The sequence below is a fragment of the Merdimmobilis hominis genome (assembly GCF_016901855.1).
In the GTDB taxonomy this organism is placed as follows: Bacteria; Bacillota; Clostridia; order Oscillospirales; family Ruminococcaceae; genus Paludihabitans.
Genome location: NZ_JACJKY010000001.1, coordinates 123,864 through 147,768, shown reverse-complemented (window position 1 = coordinate 147,768; position 23,905 = coordinate 123,864). Strand labels below are relative to the sequence as shown.

At 46.8% G+C, this 23,905-nt stretch carries 30 protein-coding genes, 2 tRNA genes and 1 other annotated feature; of the genes, 5 read left to right on the top strand and 27 right to left on the bottom strand.

Annotated elements, in window-relative coordinates; all coding sequences use genetic code 11:
- Positions 1-3 precede the first annotated feature (3 nt).
- The gene (locus tag H6A12_RS00820; protein ID WP_204443738.1) at positions 4-537 is read left to right on the top strand and encodes an inorganic diphosphatase; all 534 of its coding nucleotides are present in this window, start codon (positions 4-6) and stop codon (positions 535-537) included.
- A gap of 206 nt (positions 538-743) precedes the next feature.
- Here the strand turns inward: H6A12_RS00820 and H6A12_RS00815 are convergent.
- Positions 744-819, bottom strand: a tRNA-Pro gene (locus H6A12_RS00815).
- A 125-nt stretch (positions 820-944) separates the two neighbouring features.
- Between H6A12_RS00815 and yfcE the strand changes: the two genes are divergently transcribed.
- On the top strand, positions 945-1,490 hold the full coding sequence (gene yfcE / locus H6A12_RS00810) for a phosphodiesterase (RefSeq protein WP_204443736.1): 546 nt from the start codon (positions 945-947) through the stop codon (positions 1,488-1,490).
- A 42-nt stretch (positions 1,491-1,532) separates the two neighbouring features.
- Here the strand turns inward: yfcE and H6A12_RS00805 are convergent, their stop codons facing one another.
- The 25 genes from H6A12_RS00805 to H6A12_RS00685 form a co-directional block, all read right to left on the bottom strand.
- Positions 1,533-1,724 (bottom strand): hypothetical protein, encoded by a 192-nt coding sequence (locus H6A12_RS00805; protein WP_204443734.1) that lies wholly within the window; start codon positions 1,722-1,724, stop codon positions 1,533-1,535.
- A gap of 152 nt (positions 1,725-1,876) precedes the next feature.
- A complete protein-coding gene (locus tag H6A12_RS00800) occupies positions 1,877-2,944 on the bottom strand; it encodes a family 20 glycosylhydrolase (protein WP_204443732.1) in 1,068 nt (355 codons plus the stop codon).
- Between the two features lie 49 nt (positions 2,945-2,993).
- Positions 2,994-3,530, bottom strand: coding sequence for a DUF308 domain-containing protein (locus tag H6A12_RS00795; RefSeq protein ID WP_204443730.1), 537 nt, complete (start codon positions 3,528-3,530; stop codon positions 2,994-2,996).
- Positions 3,527-3,934 (bottom strand): hypothetical protein, encoded by a 408-nt coding sequence (locus H6A12_RS00790; protein ID WP_204443729.1) that lies wholly within the window; start codon positions 3,932-3,934, stop codon positions 3,527-3,529. The genes H6A12_RS00795 and H6A12_RS00790 overlap by 4 nt, the downstream gene beginning before the upstream one ends.
- Positions 3,935-4,063: 129 nt before the next feature.
- The gene (tyrS, locus tag H6A12_RS00785; RefSeq protein WP_204443726.1) at positions 4,064-5,287 is read right to left on the bottom strand and encodes a tyrosine--tRNA ligase; all 1,224 of its coding nucleotides are present in this window, start codon (positions 5,285-5,287) and stop codon (positions 4,064-4,066) included.
- Between the two features lie 83 nt (positions 5,288-5,370).
- Positions 5,371-5,622, bottom strand: a binding site (T-box leader).
- A gap of 31 nt (positions 5,623-5,653) precedes the next feature.
- A complete protein-coding gene (recN, locus tag H6A12_RS00780) occupies positions 5,654-7,321 on the bottom strand; it encodes a DNA repair protein RecN (RefSeq protein WP_204443724.1) in 1,668 nt (555 codons plus the stop codon).
- 6 nt (positions 7,322-7,327) lie between these two features.
- On the bottom strand, positions 7,328-7,780 hold the full coding sequence (locus tag H6A12_RS00775; RefSeq protein WP_204443721.1) for an arginine repressor: 453 nt from the start codon (positions 7,778-7,780) through the stop codon (positions 7,328-7,330).
- 13 nt (positions 7,781-7,793) lie between these two features.
- Positions 7,794-8,642: an NAD(+)/NADH kinase gene (locus H6A12_RS00770; RefSeq protein WP_204443719.1), complete on the bottom strand. Its 849-nt coding sequence runs from the start codon at positions 8,640-8,642 to the stop codon at positions 7,794-7,796.
- Between the two features lie 6 nt (positions 8,643-8,648).
- Positions 8,649-9,467 (bottom strand): TlyA family RNA methyltransferase, encoded by an 819-nt coding sequence (locus H6A12_RS00765; RefSeq protein ID WP_204443717.1) that lies wholly within the window; start codon positions 9,465-9,467, stop codon positions 8,649-8,651.
- Positions 9,460-11,289 (bottom strand): 1-deoxy-D-xylulose-5-phosphate synthase, encoded by a 1,830-nt coding sequence (gene dxs / locus H6A12_RS00760; RefSeq protein ID WP_204443715.1) that lies wholly within the window; start codon positions 11,287-11,289, stop codon positions 9,460-9,462. Before dxs ends, H6A12_RS00765 begins: the two co-directional genes overlap by 8 nt.
- 27 nt (positions 11,290-11,316) lie before the next feature.
- On the bottom strand, positions 11,317-11,775 hold the full coding sequence (locus tag H6A12_RS00755) for a divergent PAP2 family protein (RefSeq protein ID WP_204443713.1): 459 nt from the start codon (positions 11,773-11,775) through the stop codon (positions 11,317-11,319).
- A gap of 17 nt (positions 11,776-11,792) precedes the next feature.
- Complete coding sequence (locus H6A12_RS00750) at positions 11,793-12,692, bottom strand: polyprenyl synthetase family protein (RefSeq protein ID WP_204443711.1); 900 nt, start codon at positions 12,690-12,692, stop codon at positions 11,793-11,795.
- Complete coding sequence (gene xseB, locus H6A12_RS00745) at positions 12,673-12,888, bottom strand: exodeoxyribonuclease VII small subunit (protein WP_243415241.1); 216 nt, start codon at positions 12,886-12,888, stop codon at positions 12,673-12,675. The genes H6A12_RS00750 and xseB overlap by 20 nt, the downstream gene beginning before the upstream one ends.
- A complete protein-coding gene (gene xseA / locus H6A12_RS00740; protein WP_204443709.1) occupies positions 12,885-14,105 on the bottom strand; it encodes an exodeoxyribonuclease VII large subunit in 1,221 nt (406 codons plus the stop codon). The genes xseB and xseA overlap by 4 nt, the downstream gene beginning before the upstream one ends.
- A complete protein-coding gene (locus H6A12_RS00735; RefSeq protein WP_204443707.1) occupies positions 14,098-15,042 on the bottom strand; it encodes a peptidase M22 in 945 nt (314 codons plus the stop codon). The genes xseA and H6A12_RS00735 overlap by 8 nt, the downstream gene beginning before the upstream one ends.
- On the bottom strand, positions 15,039-15,434 hold the full coding sequence (nusB, locus tag H6A12_RS00730; protein ID WP_204443705.1) for a transcription antitermination factor NusB: 396 nt from the start codon (positions 15,432-15,434) through the stop codon (positions 15,039-15,041). Before nusB ends, H6A12_RS00735 begins: the two co-directional genes overlap by 4 nt.
- An 88-nt stretch (positions 15,435-15,522) precedes the next feature.
- Positions 15,523-15,855 (bottom strand): Asp23/Gls24 family envelope stress response protein, encoded by a 333-nt coding sequence (locus H6A12_RS00725; protein WP_204443703.1) that lies wholly within the window; start codon positions 15,853-15,855, stop codon positions 15,523-15,525.
- 119 nt (positions 15,856-15,974) lie between these two features.
- Positions 15,975-16,565: a SpoIIIAH-like family protein gene (locus H6A12_RS00720; RefSeq protein WP_204443701.1), complete on the bottom strand. Its 591-nt coding sequence runs from the start codon at positions 16,563-16,565 to the stop codon at positions 15,975-15,977.
- Positions 16,562-17,143, bottom strand: coding sequence for a hypothetical protein (locus tag H6A12_RS00715; RefSeq protein ID WP_204443699.1), 582 nt, complete (start codon positions 17,141-17,143; stop codon positions 16,562-16,564). Before H6A12_RS00715 ends, H6A12_RS00720 begins: the two co-directional genes overlap by 4 nt.
- A gap of 5 nt (positions 17,144-17,148) precedes the next feature.
- Positions 17,149-17,622, bottom strand: coding sequence for a stage III sporulation protein AF (locus H6A12_RS00710; protein ID WP_204443697.1), 474 nt, complete (start codon positions 17,620-17,622; stop codon positions 17,149-17,151).
- 1 nt (position 17,623) lies between these two features.
- Positions 17,624-18,736 (bottom strand): stage III sporulation protein AE, encoded by a 1,113-nt coding sequence (locus tag H6A12_RS00705; protein WP_204443695.1) that lies wholly within the window; start codon positions 18,734-18,736, stop codon positions 17,624-17,626.
- A 20-nt stretch (positions 18,737-18,756) separates the two neighbouring features.
- Positions 18,757-19,143, bottom strand: a complete 387-nt coding sequence (locus H6A12_RS00700) for a SpoIIIAC/SpoIIIAD family protein (protein ID WP_204443693.1) — start codon at positions 19,141-19,143, stop codon at positions 18,757-18,759.
- Between the two features lie 5 nt (positions 19,144-19,148).
- On the bottom strand, positions 19,149-19,346 hold the full coding sequence (gene spoIIIAC, locus H6A12_RS00695) for a stage III sporulation protein AC (protein WP_204443691.1): 198 nt from the start codon (positions 19,344-19,346) through the stop codon (positions 19,149-19,151).
- A 17-nt stretch (positions 19,347-19,363) separates the two neighbouring features.
- Complete coding sequence (locus tag H6A12_RS00690) at positions 19,364-19,873, bottom strand: stage III sporulation protein AB (RefSeq protein WP_204443688.1); 510 nt, start codon at positions 19,871-19,873, stop codon at positions 19,364-19,366.
- Positions 19,870-20,838: a stage III sporulation protein AA gene (locus H6A12_RS00685; RefSeq protein ID WP_204443686.1), complete on the bottom strand. Its 969-nt coding sequence runs from the start codon at positions 20,836-20,838 to the stop codon at positions 19,870-19,872. The genes H6A12_RS00690 and H6A12_RS00685 overlap by 4 nt, the downstream gene beginning before the upstream one ends.
- 111 nt (positions 20,839-20,949) lie before the next feature.
- On the opposite strand from H6A12_RS00685, the gene H6A12_RS00680 reads away from it, so the two are divergent.
- Together H6A12_RS00680 and H6A12_RS00675 are read left to right on the top strand one after the other, a co-directional pair.
- Entirely contained in the window at positions 20,950-21,534 is a 585-nt protein-coding gene (locus tag H6A12_RS00680) for a hypothetical protein (protein WP_204443684.1), read from the top strand.
- A 40-nt stretch (positions 21,535-21,574) separates the two neighbouring features.
- Positions 21,575-21,658: transfer RNA gene (locus H6A12_RS00675), tRNA-Leu, on the top strand.
- 320 nt (positions 21,659-21,978) lie between these two features.
- On the opposite strand, the gene H6A12_RS00670 is transcribed toward H6A12_RS00675, so the two are convergent.
- On the bottom strand, positions 21,979-22,974 hold the full coding sequence (locus H6A12_RS00670; RefSeq protein ID WP_345941204.1) for a MalY/PatB family protein: 996 nt from the start codon (positions 22,972-22,974) through the stop codon (positions 21,979-21,981).
- Between H6A12_RS00670 and H6A12_RS00665 the strand changes: the two genes are divergently transcribed.
- Positions 22,942-23,868 (top strand): LysR family transcriptional regulator, encoded by a 927-nt coding sequence (locus H6A12_RS00665; RefSeq protein ID WP_204443999.1) that lies wholly within the window; start codon positions 22,942-22,944, stop codon positions 23,866-23,868. The genes H6A12_RS00670 and H6A12_RS00665 overlap by 33 nt on opposite strands.
- Positions 23,869-23,905 lie beyond the last annotated feature (37 nt).

Sequence of the window (23,905 nt, the reverse complement as noted above, 5' to 3'; positions counted from 1 at the left end):
TTTATGTCGAACATTTGGCATGATTTGAGTCCGTCACGTATCAATCCGGATGATTTTATCGCAGTCATTGAGATTGAAAAAGGATCAAAGAACAAGTACGAATTGGATAAGGAAACCGGACATATCATTTTGGATCGTATTTTATACACATCGACACATTATCCCGCAAACTATGGCTTGATTCCCCGCACCTATGCAGACGACGGCGATCCGCTGGACGTTCTCGTTCTGTGCAGTGAGAAAATTCATCCGCTGAGCTTGGTGCGGTGTTATCCGATTGGTGTTATTACCATGCTCGATTCCGGAAAACTGGATGAGAAAATTATCGCTATCCCGTTTGAGGACCCAACATACAATAACTATCATGATATTTCCGAGCTTCCTTCTCACATCTTCAGTGAAATGAGCCACTTCTTTACGATTTACAAAACACTTGAGCAGAAAGAAACGGTCGTTAATGATGTTTGCGGTGCTGAAACAGCACGTGAAATCATCGAAAAATGCCGCAACGCTTACATTGAAAAGTTCTGTAAATAAGTAAGAATATATTTTATGAAAGAAAAAGAGTCCAAACGTGAATTGCGTTTGGACTCTTTTTGGTGTTTTAGATAAAATACAGAACGTTTGGAGCACATTTGACTCCAAGCTTTTCCTTGTTTTTGAGGACTAAAAAATGTCGAGCGAATCGGCCGAAGAAACAAAAATAACGCTGAACCCGAAATAAAATGGGTCCAGCGTCACACTGGTCGGAGTAACGTGACTTGAACACGCGGCCTCTTGACCCCCAGTCAAGCGCGCTACCAGCTGCGCCATACCCCGAACGATGTTATTATACTAAAACGGAATGAATTTGTCAAGCATTTTGCAATCGTTTCCAAAATGCTTGCGAAAGCTCAAAAAATATGCTATAGTATCAATATTCTATTGCGCAAAGGAGTTTCCTTATGAAATTGATGATCGCATCGGATATTCACGGTTCCGCACATTACTGCCGTTTGATGTTAGATGCTTTTTCAAAAGAACACGCAGATCGCCTTGTGCTGCTTGGTGATATTTTGTATCATGGTCCACGCAACGATCTGCCGCTCGAATATGCACCAAAACAAGTCATTACAATGCTCAATGAACACAAAGACAAGCTGTTGTGTGTTCGCGGAAACTGTGACACGGAAGTGGATCAGATGGTGCTGCAGTTTCCTGTTTTATCCGACAGCATGCTTTTGTGGACACAGACACATACCATTTTTGCGACACACGGACATGTATTCAACCTTTCGAATCTTCCGCCGCTTTGCGAGGGAGATGTGCTGCTCCATGGTCACACGCATGTTCCTGCGTTTGAACAGGCAAACGGAATCACCTACATCAATCCCGGTTCCGTGTCTATCCCAAAAGAATCAAGCCTCCACAGCTATATCATTCTTGAAGATGATACCGTTACATTTAAAGACTTGGAAAGCGGAACACCTTATCGTGTTTGTCAGCTGTAAAAATATCCTGCACAGAAAAACAAATTGTTTTCTGTGCTTTTTTTATGCCGCAGAATCCGGTGTATGCGGCAACGGACAACGAGAATACATGACAAATTGCGGTTTCTTTTCACATACCGGTGATCGATGCTGTTTTTCCTTTTGGCACTGCTCCATTTGATCACGTGCATCCACTTTTTTGCAAAGCTCAAGAATAATATAAATCGCCAGAACACCAGCTAATAAAATCTCCATACACAATGCCTCCTTTTAAAACAAACGTTCGTTTCTTTTGAGATTATTATACGCCGCTTATAACGGTTTGTCAAGCAAAAATAAAACATTTGTTCTTGTTGAGGGCAAAAAATTTCTCTGTGCAGAAAATGCACAGAGAAATAAAAAAATACTCATTTTCTTAAATATTTTGCGCGCGGTTCAATTTCAACGATTGTTTCACCGACTTTTGCCGGATCGAACGGTCCGGTGTATTCGCCTGCGGTACCACGCATTCCCGCTTGAATCCGTTCAATAATTTCGCAGGTAAGCGGTGTCCACTGTGTAAACAAAATACCGCCGACGCGTCCTGGCCAATGATTTTTCTTTCCGAGATAAATGTATTCAAGGCAGTATTTCCAAAAATCTTTGCACTGCGCAACATCACAGCCCAGTGAAGGCAAAACGGTGAATCCGCCTTTCATAAACTGTTCAATCGACGGAAAATCAAAAGCAGTACGCTCATAATGCCAGTCAGTAATAATGATGTCACGTGTAACTTCATCGGTGCGGTCAAATGCAGGATAGGTGCCGAAACGGTCCGCTTCCCACATGTTATAGCCAAGCTTTTTGGCATCCAGCAGCCGGTCACCCCACATCATCATTTCAATGCCCTTTTCAGCCAAGTGATCGTGCAGAATTTTAACCGTGCGTGCAAACAATGCAGCTTTATCTTTTCCGGCACAGCGTTCACAGGTTTCTTCACCAATGTCAAACACCTCATCCATGCCGACATGGACAACATCCGCATCAAACGCTTCGATGATTTCATCCATCATCGGGAATACATAATCATAGATTTTATCGTTGGATGCGCACCAGCTGTACACATAAATATCCGGCCATTCCGCATCGTCAGGCAGGCGTTTTGTCTCCGAAAATTCCGGATGATCCCGCAGAAGCGGCCACGGTCCGCCGCCGAAATCCGACTGATGGCTTAAACACTGTACAAGCGGAATCGGTTTTATTCCATGTTCACGGCAGACAGCAGCGATCCGCTGTAAATCCTCATAAGTGACAGTGCCTGTCGAATATTCCGGGAAACAGCGGTATGTATATCCCGGGTTTAATTCCACAATCACAGCGTTAAATTCAAGCGGCGCCAGATCATTTTCGATCAGATCGATAAATTTTCCAACTGCCTGATGGTCGGCAAGTCGTGTATGAAAGCCGACAAATGGTTTTTCTTTGGAAATTGCCATGTCAATAATCCCCTTTTTTTATCTTCTTCTCAATCATATAAAAATGCATTTACGCATTTTTCTCACGCTCTGCAAAAAGCCAGATCGACCCGCAATAAATTCCTTCCAGAATCAAAAACAATGCGATAAAGAAATCGAGCAAATATCCTGCAAAGACCGGCAGGAAAAAATAAATACCTCCGGCGAGTGCACTCAGTACACCAAGCAGCAGAGAAGCCCAATTTTTCTGGCTTGATTGCTTTTTCAGCTGTAAAAAGGCAGAAATCCGGTTAATGCCCAAAAAGACGGAAAACGCAGCAATAAGGTCAGCTGCACGCATCAATGGCGAAGATATGCAGCCAAACAGCAAAACGCCTGTAACCGCATACAATGCAATTGACCAAACTGTCCATCCGCCGCGCAGAATCTCTCCTTTTGCAAAGAAATACTGCACCAGAAAACACGCGCTTGCAAATAAAGATACAAGTGCGCTGACTGCGATGACAACACTTTGTGCGCCGAATCCATTCAGCAATACAATCACTGCACCAAAACAGAACAAGATACCGGCGACAAATGAAAGAACCGAAAGAAAGCGTGCTCTCATTCAAGGTTCTCTTCTTTCTTGTCTTCTTCCTGCTCGTCCGCGTCCTCTTCTTCTTCAAAAAAGTCAATCGGGAACACTTCCTCCATCGGTGTGACGTCGTTTCCCTCAATTCGCTGACGCAGTTCATTGATCATGGAGATTTTCGCATCAATTTCCGAAAATACTTCCATCACGCAATCTGCATATTCGGATGCAACTTCTGTATCCTCTTCTGCGCACTGCAGGTAGATATAGCGGCCGGCTTCTTCGAAATCTTTTTTCAGTGAAAGCTGAAGTTTGATCACTTTCGCTTTCATTGCGGACAATTCGTATTGACGTTTTGCAGAATCTTTGACTTCATCTGCCTGACGTGAAATCTTTTCAACCAAGAAATTTAAGCGTTCCTGCATTTGTGTTTTATCCATTGCATTTGCACCTCTTTTAATAAAATATGATTTCTTCTTTTATTATAGCAATTTTGACGCAAAAATAAATAGGAAGAACAAATTTTTTTGTTCTTCCTATTTATTTTTTTCATATGAGATTCAATCAAATCAGCCGAGTGTTACTTTATGGTACACTTTCTTGCCTTTTTTGATGATAATACCGTTTTTAAGTGTCTGTGCGTCGACGGTTTGTTTCGGATCGGAAACTTTCTGATCGTCAATCGAAATGCCGCCGCCCTGCACCAGGCGTCTTGCTTCACCATTCGACGGTGCAAGTCCTGCTTTTACAAGCAGTGTCAGCACACCGATGCCCTCTGCCGGTACATCTGCTTCACATAATGTAGTGGACGGCATATCTGCACTGTCTGCTTTGTTTGTAAACAGCGATCTTGCCGCATCCAGCGCTTTCTGTGCCTCTTCCTCACCGTGTACCATTTTGGTAACTTCGAATGCCAGACGTTCTTTCACCGGGTTCAGCTCGTGGCCGCTCAAATGCTCCAGTGCCTCGATTTCTTCAATCGGAATGAATGTGATAAGCTTCATGCAGCGGATGACGTCATCATCGGCAACATTTCTCCAGTACTGGAAGAACTCGTACGGAGAAGTTTTCTCCGGATCAAGCCACAGTGCGCCTTTTTCGGTTTTACCCATCTTCTTGCCTTCTTTTGTCGTCAGCAATGTGAAGGTCATACCGAATACCTGTTCATCATTGACACGGCGTACCAAATCCACGCCGCCCAAAATATTGCTCCACTGATCGTCGCCGCCGAGCTCCAGCTTACAGCCGAATTCGCGGTTCAAATGTAAAAAGTCATAGCTCTGCATCAGCATGTAGTTAAATTCAAGGAAGCTCAGTCCGCGCTCTAAGCGGCTTTTAAAGCATTCTGCGGTGAGCATTTTATTGACCGAGAAATGTACGCCGACATCACGCAGGAATTCAATGTAGTTCATGTGCTTGAGCCAGTCACCGTTTCGTGCGATGATTGCTTTTCCGTCAGAAAAGTCAATGAATCGGCTCATCTGTTTTCTGAAGCATTCTGCGTTGTGGTCGATTTCTTCTTCTGTGAGCATTTTGCGCATATCGGTTTTACCGGTCGGGTCGCCGATCATTGTAGTACCTGTGCCAAGCAGTGCGATCGGACGGTGTCCTGCATTCTGCATGTGTTTCATGACGACCAGCTGCAAAAAGTGACCGACGTGCAGACTGTCTGCTGTTGCGTCAAATCCAATGTAAAATGTGACCGGTTCACGATTCAAAAGTTCTTCAATCAAATCTTCATGGGTTGCCTGCGCAATCAAGCCGCGGCGTTTGAGTTCTTCAAATACTGTCATTTGCGTTTGTTCCTTTCCTTCATTTGTTATTTAGTATGATATCCGGACAAAGAGCAATAAAAAAGCCCTCCGTCCATCAAAGGACAGAGGGCGAATATTTCGCGTTACCACCTCAGTTTACCGTGTTTTCACAAACACGGCCTCAGCGTCTGCCGCCAAAAAGCGAAAGACTGACGCAATAACGGGCGCACCCGGCGAGGCTTACTCCAACCATTGTGTTTTTTCCCCGCAGCTCAAAGAGGTATTCACACATCTGCCCGTCAAAATCCTTGCACCACCCGGATCCTCTCTGTATGAAAAAGCAAATGGCTACTTGTTCTTATCAATGCTGTTCTTATCATAGTATACGGTGTAACATTCTGTTTGTCAAGGTGTTTTTTTGCCTTGCTCAATCATCTGCGCCGCAGTGGAACGCATCAGATCTGTGATTTGATCGGTCGACATGATGCGTGCAACTTCTTCAATCCGCGCATCATCCGAAAGCTCATGCACGTTTGTGAAGGTGCGTGTGCCGTCTGTTTCTTTGCGAATTAAATACTGGTGATCTGCAAGTGCGGCAATCTGCGCAGAATGTGTCACAGACAGTACCTGTCTGTTTTTCGATGCCTGCTTTAATTTCAATCCGATTTTCTGCGCGGCACGTCCGCTGACACCGGTATCGATTTCATCAAAAATCAATGTCGGAATCTTGTCGCGGTCTGCCAGCGTATTTTTGATCGCCAGCATAATGCGTGACAGTTCGCCGCCGGATGCAATCCGCGCAATCGGCTTGGGCGGTTCGCCGACGTTGGTGGAAATCAAAAATTCCGCGCTGTCGCGCCCATGTGCACCCGGTTTTCCTGTTTTTAAATCCACCGCAAGCCGCACATTCGGCATATCCAAAAATACAAGCTCTTCCAACACCGTAGCAACGAACCGATCAGCGGCTTTACTGCGCGCTGCGCTTAACTCTTCAGCAAGTTTTAATAATTTCGGATATTCCTGCGAAGCCTTTTGGCTGATCTCCAATAACATTTCATCGGAAGATTCCATTTCCGATAAACGTTTTGCGGCGTTTTCCTTTTTTTGCAGAAGCGCTTCTACAGATTCGACATCATATTTCCGCTTGAGCCGCCGAATCAAATCGATCCGATCCTCCACTTCCTCAAGCTGTCCCGGATAAAATGACATCGATTCGAGCAGTTCGCCGATCGACTCACCCAGTGCGGAGAGTGTTTCTGCCGCGGGTTCTACTTGATCGTACAGTTCCGCTGTACGAAGTGAAAGCTCTGCCGCCGATTCCATCGCATGAGAAGCACGCGATGCAAGTTCCGCAGCACCGCCTTCCCCGCTGATGAGTGTATATGCCTGATTCAGTGCATTGGCGATTTTTTCACTCGCTCGCATCTCGGTGCGCAGCTGCTCAAGCTGTTCGTCCTCATTCGGCGTCAATGCAGCTTCTTCAATCTCCTGCACAGTTTCTGTCAAAAGCGAAATTTGATGCTGTTTTTCCTGCGCGTTCATCGTCAGCCGTTTCATTTCACGTTTGAGCGAAAGTACTAAACGATATTGTTCTGTATACGCAGAGAGCAGTGCGCCGTAATCACCAAAATCATCGAGAATGCGCAGATGATTTTCCGGTGCCAAAAGTACATGGCTGTCATGCTGACCGTGAATATGAATCAGCAGGTCTCCTACTTCCCGCAAAAGCGAAATCGTCACCGGACGGCCCATCATGCGCGCCGTGCTTTTGCCATCCGCAGCAATTTCCCGCGAAATAATCAGGTCTTCGTCTTCAATCAAAATACCTGCATCCGAAAGTTTTTGTTTGATAGCATCCGACGGCTGTGAAAAACGAGCAGTAATCTGTGCGCGCGGTGCACCGTGCCGAACAAGCTCTCTTGTGGTTCGTTTGCCCAAAACAGCACCAAGCGCATCAATCACAATCGATTTTCCTGCACCGGTCTCACCTGTGAATACGTTTAATCCATCGCTTAACTGAATGGATGTCTGCTCAATAACGGCAAGATTTTCAATAAACAGTTCACAAAGCATGTGCCGTTACCTGCCTAACATTTCATTGATCTGTTCCGTCAGCCGAATGGCCTGTTCGGTGTCTTTCATTAAAATGAAAACAGTATCATCACCCGCAAGTGTTCCGACAATGCCCGGAAATTCCATCATATCAAGTGCCGCGCATGCCGCATTACCCATACCGGTGTGGCATTTGATCGATGTAATATTTTGTCCGTAATCGACACTGACGACAGCCTCCACAAAAATCGCACGGTATTTTGCTGCAAATCGACCGGATTCCGGCTGTTTTTGCGCATAGCAATAGCCGCCGTCCGGCGACATCACCTTAATCAAATCCAAGTTTTTGATATCGCGCGAAACGGTGGCTTGCGTCACCTCAAACCCACACTCCCGCAGTTTGTCCTGCAAACCTTCCTGCGTGGAGATGCGCTGCTCGCTAATCAGCTTTAAAATCATCTCTTGTCGTTTTAGCTTCAACGCAATCCCTCCGTCATTCTATTCCAAATTTTTTTCGAAGCGTTTCATAAAAACCGGTATCTTTGAGTGAAATGAGTTTCACGACCCGTTCGCTCCGTTTTACTTCAATATAATCTCCCGTCAAGAGCTCTTCGCCTTCGTTTCCGTCCACAGTCAGATAGACACTGTTTCGATTGATCGGAGAAGGACGGACAATCAATACCGTATCCGGTGAAAATACGGCAGGCCGTGTCATTAAAGAATGCGGACAAATCGCAGTCAGTCCGATACTGTCCACCGACGGATCAATCAGCGGTCCGCCTGCACTTAAGGCATAAGCAGTTGAGCCGGTTGGTGTAGACAAAATGACACCGTCCGCACGGTAGGAGATCGGTCCGGCATTCGCACAGCTTACGCTGATATCAACCATGCGGGAAAGTCCGCCGTTTGACACGACAATATCATTGAGTGCAAGGTAAGAGGTGTCGCCCTGTTTTGTATGATGTACGCAGTCGAGCATCATACGTTTTTGCGTGCGATATTCGCCTGTCACAAGCTTTGATAACAGAGAAAGCTCGTCTGCTTCAAGTCCCGCCATAAAGCCGAGCCGTCCTGCGTTGATGCCGAGAATCGGTTTGTCGAACAGAACAGCCTGTTTGGCGCTTTGAATCATAGTACCGTCGCCGCCGACTGACAAAAACAGATCACATTCGCTTGCACACGTGTCAAATGAAGAAAACACGGTCTGAAGATTTAAAAAAACGCCGTGATATCGGTCCTCCATCATCGTTGCTACACCGTATGCATCCAAAATCGCGGCAGCCTTGATCGTGCACGAAACGGCATTGGCTTTTTCCAGATTCGGAATCAAAAAAACCTTCACAAAAGGTCACCGTCCTTCGTTCAAGATTTCATGGGAGCTGTTGACCATTTCATCAAGCGCCTGTGCATCGAGGCAATCCTCTCCTGCCGCTTTTTTAATGTAAAACAGGTATTCAATGTTGCCCTGCGGACCTTTGATCGGTGAAAAAGTCGCACCGATCAAAGACATCGGCAATGTATGCAGAAAATCATAAATTTTCTGGCAGACTTCACGATGTACGGCAATATCACGTACAACGCCTTTTTTGCCGACTTTGCCTTTTCCTGCTTCAAACTGCGGTTTTACGAGCAGCAGCGCCGTGCCGTTTTCATTGAGAAGCGAATACAGCACCGGCAGCACCAATGTCAGCGAGATAAACGAGACATCGACCGAAGCAAAATCAAGCGAACATCCGATTTGCTCAGCCGTTACATGACGAATATTGGTGCGTTCCATGTTGACAACACGCTCATCAGTACGCAAACTCCACGCAAGCTGACCGTATCCGACATCGACTGCAAACACCTTCTGCGCACCGTTTTGCAGCATGCAGTCTGTAAATCCGCCGGTTGATGCACCGATATCCATACAGATTTTTCCGGTCAAATCAAGCGCATATAAATCCATGGCTTTCTCAAGCTTTAATCCGCCGCGGCTCACATATTTCATTTGTGCGCTTTCTTTCAAACGAATTTCTGCATCTTCACAAATATTCATACCCGCCTTGTCACAGCGTTCACCGTCGACCACCACGTCACCTGCCATAATCAACGCGCGCGCTTTTTCACGGCTTGGCGCAAATCCGCGCTCAACAAGCAGCACATCCAACCGCTTTTTCTCACTCATTCGGTGTTTCCTCCTGTTTTAATGCTTTGACAATCCCATCTGCGTCGAGATTCAACGAAGCGAGCAGGTCTTTCACTGCGCCATGCGCAACAAATTCCCCGCGAATCGCCAAAATTTCCATCGTTCCGTGATATCCTTGCTCAAGCAGCATACTCGAAAACTGCTGTGCGATTGAGCCGGTGTAAATACCCTCTTCGACAAAGACAATACGACGAAACGCCATCGCCGTTTTGACTGCCTGGTGATCAATCGGCGCAATTTTTGTCAGTTTTAAGAGCGATGCATCCGACTGTGCCTGTGCTTTTGCTTTGACACATTCCGAAAAGCTCCGTCCATAGGAGATAAGAAGCGTATCTGTTCCGTCCTTTACAAATTGGAAATTGCAATCAGGCGACAGCGTGTGCGCACGGTTTTCTCCGCCGCGCGGATAGCGCACTGCAACAAGTCCCGTTTCCGTTTCCACTGCCTGCTTTAAACAAAGACGGAGTTCCTCGTATCCCTCGGGAGAATACAGCGTCATATTCGGAATCTGTGACAAATATGCGGCGTCAAAAACGCCTTGATGCGTTTCACCGTCTTCGCCAACCAATCCGGCACGATCCACACACAGCACAACGTGACGGTTATCGATTGCCAAGTCGTGAATCACCTGATCGTAACCACGCTGCAAAAAACTTGAGTACACGCAAAAAACAGGAATCATTCCATTTGCGGCAAGTCCGCCTGCAAACGTGACAGCATGTTCCTCTGCGATGCCCACGTCAAAAAAACGTTCTCTGTGCACGGCGGCAAAGTGCTGGAGTCCTGTGCCGTATTTCATCGCTGCGGTAATCGCGCAGATCTTATCATTTTGATCGGCAAGTTCGCAAAGAAACCGTCCTGCAACTTCCGAATAGTTTTCTCCTGTGGAAGCAGACGGCGAAACGGCATGATATTCGCCCGGATTCTCTTCCGCGGACAAATATCCTTTGCCTTTGATTGTTTCAATCTGCACCACGACCGGTGCTGCAAGCTCCTTTGCGCGGGAAAGCGCCGATGACAAATCCGAAAGGCTATGTCCGTCAATCGGTCCTAAATAGTGAAATCCCATATCTTCAAAAAAGGTGGACGGATACACAACGCGCCGAACAATCGATTTCGAACGGCGAAGCCATCGATGAATCGGTTTTCCGATGAGTGGTGTATGCAGCAAAACGGACTCCACATGACGTTTCATCCGCAGATACCGCCGGCTTGAACGCAGTGACGAAAGATATTTCGCAAACGCACCCACGTTTTTCGAAATGGACATGTCGTTATGATTGAGAATGACGATCAGCCGTGTGTTGCTTCGGCCGGCATTATTGAGCGCTTCATACGCTTCACCGCCGGTGAGCGCACCGTCACCGATGACCGCAATCGTATAGGAATCATCGCCTTTGAGCCGTGCGGCCTGTGCAATGCCCAGCGCTGCCGATACAGAGTTTGAGGCATGTCCTGCGATGAACGCATCATGCACACTTTCCGCCGGGCGCGGAAAACCGGACAATCCGTCTGTTTTCCGGAGTTTGCTGAACGCATCTTTTCTTCCGGTCAGCAATTTGTGTGTGTAGCTTTGATGTCCGACATCAAATACAATATGATCGTGCGGAGAGTCAAACAAACGATGAAGCATCACCGTCAGTTCAACGACACCGAGATTGGAGGCAAGATGCCCGCCTGTACGACTGACCGATGACACAAGAAACTTCCGGACTTCCTGGCAAAGTGCAAAAAGCTGCTGATCGGTAAGTTTTTTTAAATCTTTTGGGGAATTGATTTGATCAAGAATCGGTTCTGTCATACTTCCTCCTGTGTGGTTTGCATCATTTTATACCATCGGAACAACAAGTGCCACCAAAATGCCAAGCAATGCACCGCCCAGCACCTCAAACGGGGTATGTCCCAAATATTCTTTGAGCTCGCCGTTTTTCTTTGGCTTGTACGTAATTCCGGTGGAATCGCGGCGAACGATCATATTGATGACCTTTGCGTGTTCGCCTGCGGCACGCCGCACGCCCATTGCATCATACATGACGATTGCGGCAAGCAGAAAGGAAATTGCAAACAACGGAGACGCAAATCCCTGGCTTTTTGCAATCGCCATCGTGAGCGAACACACAGACGCCGAGTGTGCACTCGGCATTCCGCCGGCACCAACCATGCGCTCCATGTTCAACTTTTTCGTTTTAAAAAAATTGAGGATTGTCTTAGAGGTTTGTGCCAAAAACCATGCAAGCAGTGCAACATTCAGCACATAGTTTGAAAATAATTCTTTGATACTCTCCATGTCATCCTCCTGCTGTCTTATGTGCGTCGGTTTAAAAGATCCTGTGTCAGTTCCACCAAAAATGATGGGTCCGGCAATTGTTTAAGAAGTTCTGCCGCTTTTTGTGTATGCGTTTGTGCCAGCGCTTTTGCACCATCTAACGACAAAAGCGTGACAAATGTTGTTTTTTGATTTTCGATATCACTGCCAATCGGCTTTCCGAGTTCCTCTTCTGTCGAGGTGACATCCAAAATATCGTCAATAATCTGAAAAGCAAGTCCCAGGTGATAGCCGTATTCGCCCAAACAATCAATCATTTCCTCGGATGCGCCTGCAACAGCTGCGCCCATCTGACACGCGGCCGACAAAAGTGCAGCCGTTTTGAGTGCATTCGTTTGTGTGAGAATTTCCGGGGAAACAGCGGCATTTTCTTCGTTGTCCAGATCCATCACCTGTCCGCCGATCATACCGTCCATTCCCGAACAAACCGCTAAAAATTCCGCTGCGCGCAGACAATTCGCCGGATTGGCAGAAACAGTTTTCGGCATCCGCGCAATCACGGCAAATGCCAGTGTCAGCAGTGCATCACCGGCAAGCAAAGCGGTCGCCTCGCCGAACGCCTTGTGACACGAGGGTTTTCCGCGGCGCAGATCATCGTCGTCCATACACGGCAGATCATCGTGAATCAAGCTATACGTATGCACCATTTCGACAGCACACCCGATTTCGATGCAGATTTCATTGGATGCACCGAATAAACGTGCACATTCTGCGGCAAGCACTGCACGAATCCGTTTTCCCCCTGCGTTCACAGAGTACGCCATCGCGCGTTTGAGTTCATCATATGGCGCGTCGGTTTGCGAAAGCAGTACATCTATTCGGTTTGTCACATTGTCAGCAATTGTTTGCAGCCTGTTTTTATACTCCTGCTTCATCATGCGGCTGTTTCAGCTCCTCTATTTTAAGCTTTGCTTCGTTTAATTTTTTGGAACAATACGCCGCAAGCTTTACACCTTGTTCGTATTGGCGCATTGCATCCTCAAGCGGCAGTTCCCCGCTTTCCAGCGTTTTCACCAATGCTTCAAGCGATGAAATTGCCTGTTCAAATGTCATTTCGTTCTTTTTCTCGCTCATGTGTTCACCGCTTTCTGTTTGGTTTCCTGTACGATTGAAAAAAGTTCTCCGTCCGAAAGAATCGTGCGGATTCTTGCACCCGGCAGTACTTCGCCGGCACTAAACAGCACCTCGTCATGCTCCATCATCGTGATGGAATAGCCGCGTGCAAGTACCTTTAATGGACTGACGGCATCGAGTGTTCGTGCCGCCGCGGCAAGCCGTTTTGTCTGTGATTCAAACCGGTGTGATGCCGCAATATCCAGCCGTGTTTTTAAAGTATCAAGCGTTTGTGCACCGGATTTGATTCTCTCCTCCGGTGACAGCGCCGCAAGCTTTGTTTTTGCAACCTGTAGCCGCTGTGCGGATTGTGTCGCTTGATGTTCAAACAGCCGAACAAGCTGTCCACTTAATGACGCGATGCGGTCACGAAGAATTTCAATATCGGGTGAACAAAGCTCTGCCGCCGCAGATGGCGTCGGCGCGCGCAAGTCCGCCACGAAATCGAGAATGGTAAAATCCACTTCATGTCCGACGGCAGAAACCACCGGCACACGCGATTCATATGCCGCATATGCGACATCCTCGTCATTGAATGCCCAAAGATCCTCCATGGAACCGCCGCCGCGCCCGACGATCATCACATCAAGCAGTCCGCATGCGGAAGCTTCACGGATGGCTGCGGCAATTGACTTCGGTGCGCCTTCTCCCTGCACCAACACGGGAAACAGGATCACGCGCACCAACGGATAGCGCCGTTTTAAAATATTTAAAATATCCTGAAGCGCTGCACCTGTCTTTGATGTGACAATACCAATGCACTGCGGATATACAGGAAGCGGACGTTTGTGCGCCGGATCAAATAACCCTGCCGCCTCAAGTTTTTTCTTTCGCTGTTCAAACGCCAGATATAACGCGCCGATTCCGTCAGGCACCATCGTTTCGCAGTAGATCTGATAGATGCCGTCGCGCTCATACACCTGCACCGATCCGCGTACAATCACTTTCATGCCGTCTTCCGGTGTAAACGGAACGCGCATCGCATTGCTTTTAAACATCACCGCGCGAATCGAGCCGAATTCATCTTTCAGTGTAAAGTAAAAATGGCCGCTTTTGATATGGTGTTTGAAATTCGAAAGCTCTCCCTGCACCGAAATCGAAGAAAGATGCGGATCAGAAGAAAATTTCGCTTTTAAATATCGGTTTAAACCGGATACGGTAATCGTTGTTTCATTCATGAATAGAGTCCTTCAATGCGCCAATCAGCGCAACGCCAGCCGCGTTATCCGAAGAAAATGCGGGTTCGGCAAAATAGCCGCCATATTTTTTCGTAAGTGCTGCGCGAATGATTGTATTTGACATCACGCCGCCCGCATAGACAATCGGACGGTCGCCATACTGTTTTAATACTTCTGCCGTCATGGAATCAATTGCTTTTTCGATATACGAAATCGCATAGCGTGCCACCATCTCCTTTGGATGGCCCGCTTTGAAAAGCTGTTCGCATTGGTTCTGTGCGCCCGAAAAGTGGCAGTCCGCCCCTTTCATCGGTACGCGGATTGACGGAAGTTTTCCTTCATACGACTGCGCAAGCCGATCAAGCTCCATACCGCATGGAAATCCCATTTCGAGCATGACACCGACACGATCGACCAGCTGTCCTGCATTCAAATCAAGCGTTCCTGCAATCTTTTCGACACAAAAACCGGTTTCATGCGGTGTGACAGACAAGCATTCCGTTGTGCCGCCCGAAACATGGAACGCATAAAACGGCTGTGCGCGCAGAGAAAGCGCCTGTGCGGAATAAAGAGCCGCCATAATGTGTCCTTCCTGATGCGAACATGTATAGTACGGCACGTTTAAAAGCGACGAAACCGATTCTCCGACACACATTCCGACCAAGAACGCCGGCATGTATGAGCCTTCCACCGACCGCGGTGCACAGGAAGCACATACCGCACGGATTGGCAGATCGGTTTCTGTACGCAGCTGCGCGATGATGTCCGGGAGCTGTTTTACATGCAGAAAAACAGCATCGCTTTGCCGCAGACCGCACTGTGACTGCGCTACCGGCAAAAGTTTCTTTTTTGAGATTACGCTGCCGCTTTCAGGATCGTAAAGCGCTGCGGAAGTGGTATAGTTGCTTGTGTCAATTCCTAAATATGCGCCGTTCATGAGCGTGCTTTCGCCACACTTGAAAGGACGCCGTTTACAAAGGAGACGTCCTCTTTATTGCTGTATTCCTGCGTCAGTTTGACAGCTTCGCTGATCGAAACATTCAGCTCCATATCTTCCACAAACAAGATTTCATACATCGCAACACGCAGGGCTGCCAGCGACACCTTTGAAATGCGTGCGATTGTCCAGTTTTTCAGATACTTTTTGATTTCCTCGTCAATGATTTCCTGCTTTTGGCAGATGTCTTCAAACCATGCAATGACACGGTTGTCCACTGCAACAGTTTCACATTCTTTTGCCGTTTCGATGATGGTTTCGACCGGTTCTTCATTGAAAATCCGTTCAAACGTCAAAAGAAAGATCGATTCGCGCATCTGGTGTCTTGTCATACTTGTTATTCTCCTCAACTTTATTGTCTGATACCTTTTTTAAAAAACAAAAGAGCAAGCCCTCTGTGTTTTGTCAGAGGGCCGCAATTCACTGTTTTGCTTCAGTGCAAACGCCTGTTACAAAGACATTTACCTTTGATACTGTTACGCCCGCCATCGCCTGTACGGAATCTTTCACCGTCCGTTGGATCTGCTCACAAATATCTTTGAGCTTTCCTCCGGTAAAAAGCACAATACCGATATCAATTTGAACTGCGTCTGTCGAAAGCGAGACAGCAATACTTTTTGATTTCGGCGCATTCGGCAGATTTGCAAGCCCAAAAACGCCATCCACTTCTTTGATCGCTTCTTTCACAATGGAACGAACCACAGCTTCACTGATATGAAGACTGCTTTGTGTTGGTGTGGTAGTTTTTGTCATATTGCACCTCCGGATATCATGTTACTCATTCACCGATGAACCGTCCTTTTTCACATAAAAATAAAGACAGCACATCTGTACTGTCTTTATTATACCATAAATCACAAAAGACACAACCACTATTTTATTTCGGTGATTGAAATATTTTCTCCCTTAACGCTGCCTTCGCTTACGACGATATTTTTGATCTGTGTTGCCTGGCTTTGTGTAAGCCCTTCGCTCTTGACAACGACATTGGCGCCTGTTTCCGAAAGATAAACCATACAGTCTGTAAATCCTTTGGCTTTAATCAGATTTTCCATCCGGCTTTCCGCTTCAATCATATCGGTCATCGCGAGTGCTTTTGCATTGGCTTCCTTTTTATCAACTTCAGACAATGTTTCATCGTCTAAAATGGAGGAAATGGTTTCGACTGCTTCATCCCGTGCTTTGTCCCGCGCCAGCCGCGCCGATGCAAAATATTCCTCCGTGGACATCGTCTGCGCATTGACAAGCGCCGCTTCGCCTAACACTTTTTGGTCGTCTCCCGAAGCTTCACCTGCTGTTTCCTGTGTATCGGTGCTCTGCTCCTCTGTAATGGAAACACCCGTTTCCAGGTCAGCCTGCGGAACGTCAGCAAACTGCCAGTTTAAATAGATCGCCGCGCCCAAAATGAGCACCAATGATGTGATAATGATTTGCTTTTTCCCAATGATTACATTTGCCTTCATGGCTGTGTCACTCCTTTTTTGACTGTTGAATCGGTTCGTTCGACTACACAAACCTGAGAAGAATAAATACCAAGTGCTGTTTTTACGGCCTCGGTCACATTTGCCGCAACAAACGGGTCTGCGCCGCCGTCACAGACAACAACGACACCCCGCACCTTCGGAAGCTTTGTGGTACGCAAAAGCGCTGTTTTGCCGCCGTTTTGGTCATCCACCAAAATGAGCTTTTGTTCACTTGATGCACGTTCCGAAGTCACATCGTTTGATTGATTGGTCGTATCTGTATCGGTTCTCTGCTCGACTGCATACACATATTCGATACCGCTGTCGAGTGTCACGCTGACATGCGACTGCCCCACGCCGCTGATACAGTTTACAATCTCCTCAACACGCGCACAAAGTGCTTCTTCATATGCTTTGGTTTCCTCTTTCACCTCCGCTTCCTGCTTTTTGACATCGACCGATTCCTCTTTCGTTTTCGGAAAGAAAACCGACAAACCAATCAATGCCATCAATAAGATCCCTGCGCCAACCAGCCATTTTTGCTTGGACGCATCCTGCAGCCACCGCATCTTCTCCATATGACTCATTCTCCCTTGTATGAAACAATTTTCGGCAAAACACCTGTATGCGTATGAATACATTCCTTGAGCGCGGATTCATTCTGCGGTTCATTTGGCTGCGCAATGATTTGATCAATATATATGCTCCCATCCTCTTCAATATGAACCTCCACTTCAATCCTGTCTGCATCGCAGCCCTGCTGTTCTGCCGCGGTATACAGCGATTGCTCCACGTTTGTTTCAACCAGTTCGATCAAATAGTCAAATGCTGCCGCTGTTGTCTGCTCAGCGGGTGTTGTCTGTGATGACACCGGCAGATCAAACGAAAACGAAAGATCCTCCTGCACAAACGGTGATAAAATACCGCATAAAAAGAACAAACTGACCGAAAATTTTAATACCCCGCGGAATTTTTCGCTGGGAAGCAGCAAAAACAAAATAGCGGTGATCACAACCGTTGCACAAAGAGAGAGCGCAATCGCACGAATTCCTTCCATGTCATCCGCCTCCTGCCGCCTGAAGCAAAATCCCGAGCGAAATAATCACAAGCACTGCAAATACGGCAACAATCCCAGTTAACAGCGACAAAACACCTGCCGCACGTTTGAGTACGCATGCAACACGTTCCGCTGATAAAACATGCGCGATGGCGGCGGAAAATGTCAGCGCCATCTGGGTCAGAAGCAGTGACAGCAGTGCCGGCAAACACGATACCCCCACGCCGATGGATGCAAACGTTCCCACTGAGGTGCGCACAAGCGACAAACTGCCCTGCACAGAGGAAAGCGCATCTGAAACCGCACCGCCCACTACCGGAAACACCGTACCCGCCGCAAATTTTGCCGTTTTCATCGCAACGGTGTCTGCGCTTTGCGCCAGTCCGCCTTTTAACGAGAGAACACCGATAAACACCGTCAGCAATGCGCCAAGACTGACCGTAATCACCGATTTGATCCCATCCGTCAGCGGATCAATCGAAAATTCGCGGCTGACACTGCTGACAACACACATCGCAAGGTAAATCGTCAAAAGCGGCACAAGCACGGTTGTGCTGATGACAGAAACGATTTCGGAAATGCCAAGCAGCGTCGACTGTGCAAGTGAAGCGCCAAGCGGCTGTCCTGTCGCAGTCAGAATCCCCGCATACACCGGAATGAACGAAATCAAAAAAGCGCTGACATCTTCAAGCGACTGTGCCGCCGCTGTGAACATTTCACTGACTGGTGTCAGCAGAACAATCGCCGTCGCCAACACCGCGACTGCATCAAATGTTCTGGCTGCGCTTTCGGACTGAGGCGGTTTTAATTGGGCAATCAACGCACACAGCAGTGCGACTGCAACACCGGATGCAAACAAGCTAAGCGGCTTTTTTGCCGTTTTTATAAGCTCATCGCCGATAATTTTAAAAAAATCACCGAAAGAAAGCGAGAGCATTTCGTCGCTGTCTGCACCAAAGATGCCATGTTCTGAAAGAATCTGCTGACCGCTTTTAGGCAGCACAGAAAACAATCGATCGGCACCCGAGGCTTCATAAAAATCGGTGTCCTGCGCATGTACCGGTATTACAGTGCAGAAAATCAGAAAAATACTCAAAAGAATGATTCGCTTCATTTTACTTGCTCCTGTTATTTTTAAGCAATCATTGAGACAGCAAGTTCCATAATCTCAAAAAACATCGGCATTGCCAAAGCAACCACGATCACGCGTCCCGCCAATTCAATCTTTGATGCGATTGCGGTTTGTCCTGCATCACGGCAGATATCAGCCGCCAGCTGTGCTAAATAGCAAACACCAAACGATTTGATCGTCACCTCTAAATACACCGGTGCGACACTTGCTTGTTCGGCAAGCTTTGTAAGATCCGAAAAAATAGGTGCAAGCTGTGTGACAATCGCTGTCAGCAGAAAAACACCGCATAAAACAGCAGCGACCAACGCAAATTCCGGACGGTATTGCCGCAAGATCAAACAGAGGAGCGCACATACAACTGCAAGCGCCGCTGATTGCCAGATTTCCATTGTTATCACCACAATCCAAACACGTTTTTGATGACGTCAAATAGATCTTTGATTTCATATACAATCATCATCAGTACAACAATGAGTCCTGCGAGCGTCGTCATCATCGCTTGTTCCTCTCTTCCCGACCGAACAAGAATCTGATGCAGAACCGCTACAACAATACCCACCGCCGCAATTTTAAAAATCAAATCAACATCCATGTATGTTCCTCTTTTCGCTACACAATCAGTACAGCTGCCGCCACGCCTGACAAAATGAAAACAGACCGCATCAGCCTGCCTTTTGTTTGTACAAGCTGTTTTGCTTCTTCAATCTGCACAGCTGTCGATTGAACAAGCGAAGAAATGCCGGAAAGCTGTGTCATCAAATCATATGCGCCGATCGTTTCGCCTGCTTTTTCAAGAATGAAAAAATCCTCATTCGTCATTGCGCTCGTTTTTTGATAGTCCGCAACACAGTCTGCAAACGCCTGCGGAAACAATGTCCCTTGAGCAAGAGACTCCGCAACGCGCGGAACAAACCAAAGCGTTTTTGCACACGAGTGCATCGAAAGCTTTGCAAACAGTGCGGCCGTTGCCGTTTGTTCTAAGGAAAGCTCAGCATAAATCCGTGTAAAAAACGTTTCCATCGCGCAAAGTTCACGCACCCGTTTACTGTAGCGAAACGCTGTATAACAGCCGCAGACAACTCCCAAAATGAGCAGTGATACACTTGCTGTCAAATTCATCGGCAATTTTCCTCCCACGGTTTTATTCCATCAGCACGAATGATTGCATCAATCAAACCGGGTGTCTGTGCGCTTTTTAACAAAACGACAAAATCAAAGCAATGATGTGCAAAAAGCTGCTTTAGCACCGGCCGTTTTGACAACGCGCTGACAGAATCCGCATGCACAGTCGCAAGCATTGCCGCACCGCCGCTCATTACCTGCAAAACAGCATCAGCGTCTTTCTCGCTGCCCAGTTCATCGACTGCAATGATTTGCGGCGAGAGCGTCCGAAGTGCCAGCATCATTCCTTCGGCTTTGAAAAAACCATCCAGCACATCGCACGTAATGCCTAAATCATGCTGGCTGGTTCCATGGTAAGAAGCCGCAATTTCCGATCGCTCGTCCACCACACTCACACGAAAAAAACGGCTGCATTCACCGCTGGCAAGGCCTCGGATGACATCGCGCAGTACCGTTGTTTTTCCGCTTGCCGGCGGTCCGGCAATTAAAACGGACGGAATCCCGTTTAAAGCATTCCAGTCAATTTCCGATAAGATCCGTTTTCCGCATCCGCAGACTGCACGTGCAATCCGCAAGCTGATTGCAGAAATTTCTTTGATATAAGAAATCTGTCCATCCTGTAATACGGCTCGTCCTGCGATCCCTGCACGATGTCCGCCTTGCAGCGTCAAAAAACCTTGTTTTAGCTGCGGCTGTGCACTTTGCAGTGAGTACTCCGTCAAGCATCGCAAACATTCCTGCACTTCTTCCATTTTGACCGAGCAGTTTGCAGGCGGCATGGTTGTCAGAAAGCCGTTTTTTTGAAGAAACCGAATGCCATCGGATGTATGTACGCAGACAGGTGCGCCTGCACGAATCGTCACTTCGCGAATTTGTGTGTGGTTTCGCTCTGCGGCGAATAAAAGCGGTTCTTTCAAAAACGGCGGCAGCAATCGAACTGCTTCACAAAAAGAACGCTCCAAAAAACCACCTCCTTGTCCTCACACCTGATTGTATGCGTATTTATTTACAGATAGAACATTCATTTTTTCGCGCTTTATGCTATACTCATTTCATAAAAGGAGCTGATTGTTTTGAAAAAAGAAAATCGAATAAATCTGGTGGCATCCATTGTCTTTTTCCTTTTCTATGTTGTATGGTTTTTGGTTGATGCATTGATAGGAAACCCGATTGCGATGGATTCTGTTTTGCTCTTGCTTGGTGCAAATGTGCTGTATTTTGTTGCTTTGCGCTCATTTGATTCGGTTTATTATCTTGGCATTTTAATCTTTACATTTTTAGCGCAGTTTTTGGGGTCGTATCTTCATTTTTATGCCCGATTCTCGCTGTATGACTTAATTCTCCACACCAGCAGCGGTGTGCTTTTAGCGCTCTTGGCACACTATCTCTTTGGCCGGTTTGTATTAAAATCCGGTGAACAGGTTCCGCTGCGCGTAACACTTCTCGTTTGTCTATTGTTTGCGATTGCAAGTGCGGCTGTTTGGGAGATTTGGGAGTTTTCAGGTGATATGCTGTTTGGCCGTCAGGCACAGGGAAGCCTTATCGACACGATGACTGATATCATTGGCGGCAGCTGCGGCGGCATTGCCGGTACTCTGATTGTTTGGCTGACCTCACGCAAAAATGCTAAAAAACACGACGTGACACGTCAATCTTGACAAAATAAAAAAATATGATATACTGTTATGTATTCGTCATGCGGGCGTGGCGGAACTGGCAGACGCACCAGACTTAGGATCTGGCGGATTTTCCATGCAGGTTCAATTCCTGTCGCCCGCACCAGATTAAGATGTCGCTTTTGATACAAAATAGCGAAAGAAAAACTCCCGAGAAATCGGGAGTTTTTCTTTATATCTGCATCTATTTTATAAAAAAAGAAAAAGATGTTCGCTTTGAACTCCAACCATATTTGATCAGTTTAGCTTATATGAAAAAACTGCTCTCGCAGAACGAGAGCAGTCATAAAACAAACCGCAAAACTATTTGAAATTGTGTTTCAAGCTGCCTGAGAACTCCTCTGCGTAATAACAGGCAATCTATTTTAAGATATGACAAAGAGAAAAACACTATATTTTCAAAGATATCTCCTCATCTGCATTTTATCAGTACAAATGAGTCAGACGTTCTTCATAGGCGGTCAGTCCTTCCGCCAATCTTTGCAAACCGTCTAAAAGAATCTTTCTTGGACAGGCTGCATTGATTCGAAGAAAATGATCTCCTACTTTTCCATATTGTCCGCCGTCAGACACATATAAACCTGTTTTTGCACGGATAAACTCAGCTGCTCCCTCAGCAGAACCAACTATTTTCCCGATATCCAGCCAGAGCAGATAGGTAGCATCCGAGGGAACCAGAACAGCTTTTGGAATATACTGTTCAATATAACCGGCAGCAGCCTTCTTATTGTCATGAATATAGGCCCGCAGCGCATCCAGCCAGTCTTCACCGTATTCAAACGCAGCAATAGCGGCCTCTGCCGCAAACACATTTGGTTCCGCAACCTCATCGGTATTGAGACCTCGCCAAACTTTATGCCGCAGTGTTTCATCCGCTGCCGTCTGTAATCCAGCCAGATTAAACGCTTTGGTGGGAGCGATGCAGGTAATGCTAATTCTTCGGCACGCTTCCGAAACAGCAGCAAAGGGAGTATAGCTGCACCCCGGTGCAGTCAGATCACAGTGGATCTCATCGGAGATTACCGTTACATGATATTTTTCACACAGCTCTCCGATCCTTGAAAGCGTCTCCTTGTCCCAAATCTTCCCCACCGGATTGTGCGGATTACATAAGATCATCAAGCTGGTCTGGGGATCTGCCAGTTTGTATTCCAGATCCGCAAAATCAATCCTATACTGCTGCCCGTCCCACAAAAGCGGACTTTCCAAAACCTGCCGTCCATTATTCAAAATCGAATTGAAAAAAATGTTGTAAACGGGCGTCTGAATCAAAACTTTTTCTGCCGGTGTGGTCAGTTTACGCACCATACTGGAAATAGCAGGGACAACACCGGTACAAAATATCAGCCACTCTTTTTGAATCGAAAAATCATGTCGTTTTTTCCACCAATGGATATAGGCTTGATACCATTCTTCCGGCAAATCTATATACAGTATTTTTTAGCAGTGGCCAGAGAACAGAATATTTCCTCTGCAGCAGAATCGTTGCATCTTTCGCAGCCGACCCTTTCTACACAGTTAAAAGCCTTGGAAAAAGAACTTGGAAAACAGCTTTTAATCCGCGGAACAAAAGGCTCCCGCAAAGTGCTTTTAACAGAGGAGGGGATGCTTTTGCGAAAGCGGGCAGAAGAAATTCTGGAGTTAGTCCGCATGACAGAAAGCGAGATCTCTTTATCCAATGAAGTAATTGCCGGAGATGTCTACATTGGCACTGGTGAATCTGATATGATTCGTATCTTTGCAAGAGCCGCCAAAAGCATACAAGAAAAATATCCTGATATTCATTACCATATCCTCAGCGGAAATGCCGCCTTTGTGCATGAGCATTTAGACCGGGGATTGATCGACTTTGGCGTAGTGTACAGCCCTGTGGACACGAATATTTACAGTTCCATCAAAATGCCGATCCACGATACCTGGGGTGTACTAATGCGTAAAGACTCACCACTGGCTCAGAAAAATCTGATCCAGCCGCAGGATCTATGGGACAAGCCATTGATTCTGTCGGCACAAAAAACAGATGCTTGGCCAATGTCTGGCTGGTTTGGGCAAGATATCACCAAACTGAATATAGTAGCCACATATAACCTGGTATTTAATGCGTCTTTGTTGGTGGAAGAAGGGCTGGGATATGCCATCTGTTTTGATAAACTGATCAATGTCAGCGGAGACAGCAATCTGTGTTTCAGACCGTTATCTCCGAAAATGGAAGCCGAGGCATCGATCATATGGAAACGATATCAGGTTTTTTCAAAAGCTGCCGAGTGTTTTTTAAGAGAATTAGAAAATGTCTTGTCGATATCTGCCGAGGCGTAATTGTGAGAATCCTTATCGTATTCAAACTATATTATTT

What these genes read in the sequence shown, in the direction of transcription:
- recN (WP_204443724.1), bottom strand. Translation starts at nt 7,321, where the DNA reads ATGCTTTGTGAACTGTTTATTGAAAATCTTGCCGTTATTGAGCAGACA.
- tyrS (WP_204443726.1), bottom strand. Translation starts at nt 5,287, where the DNA reads ATGACAGTATTTGAAGAACTCAAACGCCGCGGCTTGATTGCGCAGGCA.
- H6A12_RS00820 (WP_204443738.1), top strand. Translation starts at nt 4, where the DNA reads ATGTCGAACATTTGGCATGATTTGAGTCCGTCACGTATCAATCCGGAT.
- H6A12_RS00765 (WP_204443717.1), bottom strand. Translation starts at nt 9,467, where the DNA reads ATGAGTGAGAAAAAGCGGTTGGATGTGCTGCTTGTTGAGCGCGGATTT.
- H6A12_RS00735 (WP_204443707.1), bottom strand. Translation starts at nt 15,042, where the DNA reads ATGAACGGCGCATATTTAGGAATTGACACAAGCAACTATACCACTTCC.
- H6A12_RS00790 (WP_204443729.1), bottom strand. Translation starts at nt 3,934, where the DNA reads ATGGATAAAACACAAATGCAGGAACGCTTAAATTTCTTGGTTGAAAAG.
- H6A12_RS00805 (WP_204443734.1), bottom strand. Translation starts at nt 1,724, where the DNA reads ATGGAGATTTTATTAGCTGGTGTTCTGGCGATTTATATTATTCTTGAG.
- H6A12_RS00725 (WP_204443703.1), bottom strand. Translation starts at nt 15,855, where the DNA reads ATGACAAAAACTACCACACCAACACAAAGCAGTCTTCATATCAGTGAA.
- H6A12_RS00800 (WP_204443732.1), bottom strand. Translation starts at nt 2,944, where the DNA reads ATGGCAATTTCCAAAGAAAAACCATTTGTCGGCTTTCATACACGACTT.
- xseB (WP_243415241.1), bottom strand. Translation starts at nt 12,888, where the DNA reads ATGAGCGAGAAAAAGAACGAAATGACATTTGAACAGGCAATTTCATCG.
- H6A12_RS00715 (WP_204443699.1), bottom strand. Translation starts at nt 17,143, where the DNA reads ATGGAGAAGATGCGGTGGCTGCAGGATGCGTCCAAGCAAAAATGGCTG.
- xseA (WP_204443709.1), bottom strand. Translation starts at nt 14,105, where the DNA reads ATGAATGAAACAACGATTACCGTATCCGGTTTAAACCGATATTTAAAA.
- H6A12_RS00690 (WP_204443688.1), bottom strand. Translation starts at nt 19,873, where the DNA reads ATGAATTTGACAGCAAGTGTATCACTGCTCATTTTGGGAGTTGTCTGC.
- H6A12_RS00720 (WP_204443701.1), bottom strand. Translation starts at nt 16,565, where the DNA reads ATGAAGGCAAATGTAATCATTGGGAAAAAGCAAATCATTATCACATCA.
- dxs (WP_204443715.1), bottom strand. Translation starts at nt 11,289, where the DNA reads ATGACAGAACCGATTCTTGATCAAATCAATTCCCCAAAAGATTTAAAA.
- yfcE (WP_204443736.1), top strand. Translation starts at nt 945, where the DNA reads ATGAAATTGATGATCGCATCGGATATTCACGGTTCCGCACATTACTGC.
- H6A12_RS00755 (WP_204443713.1), bottom strand. Translation starts at nt 11,775, where the DNA reads ATGGAGAGTATCAAAGAATTATTTTCAAACTATGTGCTGAATGTTGCA.
- H6A12_RS00665 (WP_204443999.1), top strand. Translation starts at nt 22,942, where the DNA reads ATGGATATAGGCTTGATACCATTCTTCCGGCAAATCTATATACAGTAT.
- H6A12_RS00795 (WP_204443730.1), bottom strand. Translation starts at nt 3,530, where the DNA reads ATGAGAGCACGCTTTCTTTCGGTTCTTTCATTTGTCGCCGGTATCTTG.
- H6A12_RS00700 (WP_204443693.1), bottom strand. Translation starts at nt 19,143, where the DNA reads ATGGAAATCTGGCAATCAGCGGCGCTTGCAGTTGTATGTGCGCTCCTC.
- spoIIIAC (WP_204443691.1), bottom strand. Translation starts at nt 19,346, where the DNA reads ATGGATGTTGATTTGATTTTTAAAATTGCGGCGGTGGGTATTGTTGTA.
- H6A12_RS00705 (WP_204443695.1), bottom strand. Translation starts at nt 18,736, where the DNA reads ATGAAGCGAATCATTCTTTTGAGTATTTTTCTGATTTTCTGCACTGTA.
- nusB (WP_204443705.1), bottom strand. Translation starts at nt 15,434, where the DNA reads ATGACAAGACACCAGATGCGCGAATCGATCTTTCTTTTGACGTTTGAA.
- H6A12_RS00710 (WP_204443697.1), bottom strand. Translation starts at nt 17,622, where the DNA reads ATGGAAGGAATTCGTGCGATTGCGCTCTCTCTTTGTGCAACGGTTGTG.
- H6A12_RS00750 (WP_204443711.1), bottom strand. Translation starts at nt 12,692, where the DNA reads ATGATGAAGCAGGAGTATAAAAACAGGCTGCAAACAATTGCTGACAAT.